At 31.2% G+C, this 5345-nt stretch carries 5 protein-coding genes; 3 read left to right on the top strand and 2 right to left on the bottom strand.

What is annotated here, in order from left to right:
- Nucleotides 1–109 precede the first annotated feature (109 nt).
- The 3 genes from FLAPXU55_RS16035 to FLAPXU55_RS16025 all read left to right on the top strand — a co-directional run bounded on the left by FLAPXU55_RS16035 (nt 110) and on the right by FLAPXU55_RS16025 (nt 2579).
- Nucleotides 110–835, top strand: coding sequence for a thioesterase II family protein (locus FLAPXU55_RS16035; protein WP_180859387.1), 726 nt, complete (start codon nt 110–112; stop codon nt 833–835).
- Nucleotides 836–866: 31 nt separating this feature from the next.
- Nucleotides 867–1805 carry an ornithine carbamoyltransferase gene (locus FLAPXU55_RS16030; protein WP_180859385.1) on the top strand — a complete coding sequence of 313 codons (939 nt, stop codon included), beginning with the start codon at nt 867–869 and terminating at the stop codon, nt 1803–1805.
- A 138-nt stretch (nt 1806–1943) separates the two neighbouring features.
- Nucleotides 1944–2579 carry a 4'-phosphopantetheinyl transferase family protein gene (locus tag FLAPXU55_RS16025; RefSeq protein WP_180859383.1) on the top strand — a complete coding sequence of 212 codons (636 nt, stop codon included), beginning with the start codon at nt 1944–1946 and terminating at the stop codon, nt 2577–2579.
- 43 nt (nt 2580–2622) lie between these two features.
- Here FLAPXU55_RS16025 and FLAPXU55_RS16020 read toward each other — a convergent pair whose 3' ends face one another.
- Together FLAPXU55_RS16020 and FLAPXU55_RS16015 are read right to left on the bottom strand one after the other, a co-directional pair.
- Nucleotides 2623–3834 carry a sensor histidine kinase gene (locus tag FLAPXU55_RS16020; RefSeq protein ID WP_235992072.1) on the bottom strand — a complete coding sequence of 404 codons (1212 nt, stop codon included), beginning with the start codon at nt 3832–3834 and terminating at the stop codon, nt 2623–2625.
- A 124-nt stretch (nt 3835–3958) separates the two neighbouring features.
- A complete protein-coding gene (locus FLAPXU55_RS16015) occupies nt 3959–5329 on the bottom strand; it encodes a sigma-54-dependent transcriptional regulator (RefSeq protein ID WP_180859379.1) in 1371 nt (456 codons plus the stop codon).
- Nucleotides 5330–5345 lie beyond the last annotated feature (16 nt).

Raw genomic sequence — 5345 nt, 5'->3', positions numbered from 1 at the left:
TTTTTACAGGATGCTGCAGAAATATCAAATTTAATTTAAATAAAGATATTTTTTAAAGTGAATGTTGACGTAAGTAAATTAGATAATAATCCTATAAAATTAATATGCAATGACAGAAAAAATAAAACTCTTTTGCTTGCCATTTGCCGGAGGAGCATCAAGTATTTACCGAAATTGGGGAACAGGATTAGCAGATAATATCGAATTATGCCCTATTGAACTAGCCGGGCGCGGTATTCGAATAGCCGAAGATTGTTATGCAAATTTAGAGGAAGCAGTAGAGGATATTTTCAATCAGATATCCGATGATATTTCTAAATCTGATTATGCAATTTTTGGACATAGTATGGGGGCTTCGTTAGGTTACGAAGTCCTTCAAAAAATTATGTCATTGGGCATGAGGCCGCCGATACATGCTTTTTTTTCCGGAAGATATCCGCCAGATGTACAAAGAGTAAGGGAATTGTGGTCACTTATGGGGCCACAAGAGTTTCAGGAAAAAGTCTTAGCTTTGGGAGTAACACCTCCTGAAATTTTTCAACATCCGGAGTTAAGTAAAATATTTATTCCTTTACTGAGAAGTGATTTTGCCATAGCTGAAACAATGGTTCACAGACCGGAAATAATCCCTTTGAAAGTAAATATTTCAGTATTAATAGGGGAAAGTGAAGGGATTTCACGCGACACAGCGGTTAAATGGAAAGCACATACAACAAAAAGATGCTCGATATATTATATTGAAGGTGGACATTTTTTCCTTTTAAAAGAAAAAGATGCGGTTATTAAAATTATTAATGCCAGCTTAGTGCAGCAAAACTTAGAATTTTTAATTTAAGAGTAACTATTGTATTTAAAAACAAAATAAAATGAGTCTTACAACAGTAAAAGAAAATAAACATGTCATTTCTCTGGTAGATTTGTCAGTACAGGAAACACTTGATATAGTTAATAGAGGTATCGAATATGCAAATGGTATGGTCGAACTTGGCCATCAATTACAAGGTAAAATAGTAGGGATATATTTTACAAAAACTTCTACAAGAACAAGAACCTCTTTTTCTACGGCGGCGCTTAGACTAGGGGCACAAGTTATTTCGTATGGCCCAAATGATTTACAGATAAATACAGGTGAAAATTTGAGTGATACTTTGCAGGTACTTTCTCAAATGCTGGATGGTTTAGTAGTAAGAACCGGAGAATCTCCAGCTTTGCTCAGAATTTTTGCAAATCAGCAAAGAATGTCAATCGTGAATGCCATGACCGAAGATGAACATCCAACACAGGCTTTAGCTGATTTAACAACAATGAAACGCTATTTTGGAGAAATCAAAGGCCTTGAGATTATTTATCTGGGAGAAGGAAATAATACAGCATCAGCATTAGCTTTAGCATTTGCCAAATTTTCAAATGTAAAAATCAGCTTTTTTACACCGCCAAATTATCAAATTGATCCTCAAATTTTACATTATGCACAAAAAGAAGGAGCAGGAAGAAATACAGTTATCGCTGAATATCATGATCTAAAATTTCTGCCGGCAAATGCAGATGTAATCTATACTACACGCTGGCAAACAACAGGAACTGTAAAATTAGATGTCAACTGGAGAGACATATTTGAACCTTTTGCAATCACACAAAAACTTATGTCAAGATATCCTAACGCAATTTTTATGCATGACCTTCCAGCTCACAGAGGAGAAGAGGTTGAAGCAGAAGTAATTGATGGAGATAGAAGTATCGTTTTTGAACAGGCAGAAAACAAAGCACATAGTGCAAAAGCAGTTCTTGAATGGTGTATGCAATAAATGTATTGATATGATTTTGAAAAAAAAACGAGTTTTTTAAACAAAATACTACAATTTTTTTAGCTTTAAAGAATAAAAGGCAGGACATATTTTGAGTATGATTCTGCCTTTCTTAATGAATTAATTTTTCCTTCCTTTATGACAATAGTTTATTATACGCTTTGCAAGCAATTAACGGATGAAAAGTATATAAAAGCAGTTTCGTTGCTTCCTGATGATATGCAAAATAAAATTGAGAAATTCAGACGCTGGGAGGATGCACATTCTTTTTTATATGGAAAGCTGCTGTTAAAACAAGGCATGCTTAAATTAGGATATCAGGATTCTTTAGCGATAATGAAGAAAAACCAATATGGGAAACCTTATTTTTCTTATGACACTTTTAGTTTTAATATATCACACTCTGAGGATTATATTGTATGCGTAATAAGTACAGATGAAAAAGAGAATATAGGAATCGATATTGAAAAAATAAAAACTATCGATATTGAAAATTTTAGTTCTGTTTTTACTTCAAAGGAGAAAAATAATATTACCAGCGAGAAACATTTTTATAAATACTGGACACGTAAAGAAGCAGTAATCAAAGCCGATGGCAGAGGATTACAAATTCCTTTAAGGAATGTTGATACAACAGAAATAAAGGTAGAAGTAGAGGATAAATTTTATTATTTACTCGAAATTGCAATTGATAAAGAATATGCAATGCATTTGGCATCTTCAAAAAAAATAGAAGAATATGCACTTCAATATGATTCGTTAGATTATCTATGATGTCAAACTTTTAGTAATCCCTCTTTTGTCTGGAAATAGTTATTTAAAAATTTAAAACAAACCTTGTTTCTATATTTGGAATCGAATGTACTTTAATGGTGCCATCGTGTAAACGCATAATTTGTTTAGACAAACTTAGTCCTATACCTGTTCCTGTAGTTTTTGTAGTAAAGAAAGGAACAAAAATTTCTTCCATTAACTCTGCCGTTATTCCAGGACCATTATCAGAAAGCATGATGAATTTTTTATCCTGATTGTTTATACCGGCAGAAATTTTTATAATACCATTTTCCTGATCGTTCAATGACTGCAGCGCATTTTTACCCAAATTTATCAATACCTGAGTAATTTGTTTTTTATCTATATACAATTCTAAATTTTCAGGAACTATCTCAATATCTATTTTTACAGTATCATTATTTGGATTTATTAGTAAAAATATATTGTCTAATAATGTTTTAGCGGGAACCATTTCTTTTTCGGGTACAGGAACACTTAATAATGTTCTGTAAGATCTAACAAAACTCATCAAATTATCACCCTGCTCACTAATAATTTCTAAACCTTTAGCAGTATTTATTATATGTTTTTCGTCAAACTCACTAATTGGAATTAGTTTATTATTGACTTTATAATACTTTAAAATAGATTCAGAAATTGATGTAATTGGTGCTATTGAATTCATAATTTCATGCGTTAAAACCTTAATAAGTTTTATCCATGAATCTGTTTCTTTCTCCTCTAATTCCTTATTAATATCCTGTATAGTAACTAAAAAAAGATTTTCCTTATGCATGTTGATAGTGCTGGATTTTATTGAAAGCTGTTTTTTTTCTCTCTCATTTGTTATCTGAAAAAGTTTCTGTTCAAAAGGTTTTAAGTTATCAAAAAAAGAAAATAATTTTTCATCAACCTGCCTCAGTTGTTTAATATGATTTAGAGGTCTGTAGTTAAGTAAATTTTCTACAGTAGGGTTTGAGTAAATAATATGACCATTTTCATTAAAAGCAAAAATTCCAATATTGGCTTGTTTTAATATTTCATGATAAAACTGTTCCTGAGCTTGTTTTTTTAAATGCAGTTCATGGATTAAGCTATTAACCTTATTAAGACTCTGGTTAAGGTTTTTAAAAGGTTTTATAAGATCTTTTTCAGGAAAGTGCAGTGTAAAATCTTCATTTTCAATACCATTTAAAAAATGGGATAATTTCCTGTTTGTATAATTGATGTATCGTATAAATAATAATACTTGCAATATTAAAATAAAAAGAAACAGAAAAGAAAATATATAAAATTCTCTATCAAAACAGAATGCAAATCCAAGAGAAGATATCGTAATAAAAACAATCCGTAATACAATATTTAAATAAAAATTTATGTTAACCATTGCTTTTTCTTTTCTTTATTTTATTGTACAAGGTTTGCCTTGAAACACCTAGTTGGTTGGCAGCAGCACTTAAATTAGAATTGTTTTCATTTAAAACCCTGTTTATCATTATCTCTTCCATTTCGTCCAAAGTATTTGGCTGAGTGTTTGGAGATGCTGAGGATTTATTGATTAACAAAAAGTCATCTGGTTTTAAAACATTGCTTTCGCATAAAATTATAGCTCTTTCAATGGTATGCTGTAATTCCCTGACATTCCCTGGCCAGGAATAAGCCATTAATTTTTCCTGAGCTGCAACATCAATTTTCATGTCTGGTCTGTCGTATTTAGAAGACATTTTTTTTAAATAAAAATCTGCCAAAAGTAAAATGTCTTTATCACGATCTCGCAATGAAGGAACTTCAAGATGAATAGTGTTGATTCTATAAAGTAAATCCTCTCTAAAAACACCGTCGGCAACCATTTGATGCAGATTGCAGTTTGTCGCACAAACTAAGCGAATGTTAACAGGAATAGGCTTATTAGAGCCCACTCTAACAATAATTCTGTTTTGTAGTACCGAAAGAAGTTTAGCTTGTAATTGAAGTGACAGGTTTCCAATTTCATCTAAAAATAATGTACCTCCATTTGCAGCTTCAAATTTACCAATTCTGTCCTGTTTGGCATCTGTAAATGCCCCTTTCATATGTCCAAAAAGTTCACTTTCAAAAAGTGACTCAGAAATAGAACCCATATCTACCGAGATAAATATTTCATTTTTTCGGTTCGAAAGTCTATGCAGTTCTTGAGCAATTACCTCTTTTCCGGTACCATTTTCACCGGTTATTAAAACACTAACATCAGTCTTTGCTACTTTTTGAGTTAGATGAAGAAGGGATAATAATTCTTTAGAATTACCAATAATAGAGCTTTCATTCTGATCATTAATCTCTTTTAAACCTTTTTCATTCGTTTTTGGTTTATTTCTTTCTTTTAAAGATTTTTTTAATAAATAAACTGATTTTATGGTGGATAAAAGTTTATCGTTATTCCAAGGTTTAAGTATAAAGTCAGAAGCCCCGGCCTTCAAAGCATCTACAGCTAAATCGATAGCTCCATAAGATGTAATCATAATAACCGAAATGTCTGGAGCCTTCTTTTTTATCTCTTTTAGCCAATACAGCCCTTCATTTCCGTTATTAACACCGGCTAAAAAATTCATATCTAATAAGACAATATCAAAATCAATTAAATTTTTAAAAGATGAAATTTGATTTGGATTAGATAACGTTTCAATGTGCTTGTATTCAAATTGCAAGAGAATTTCTAAAGCACTCAATACACTTTTGTTATCATCAATTATCAAAATTTTTCCGTCAATCATAAAAAAGGCTTATTGA

This window comes from Flavobacterium panici (genome assembly GCF_903819335.1).
Classification (GTDB): Bacteria; Bacteroidota; Bacteroidia; order Flavobacteriales; family Flavobacteriaceae; genus Flavobacterium; species Flavobacterium panici.
Note: the sequence above shows the minus strand (reverse complement) of the source record. Positions and strands in the feature narration are given on the sequence as shown.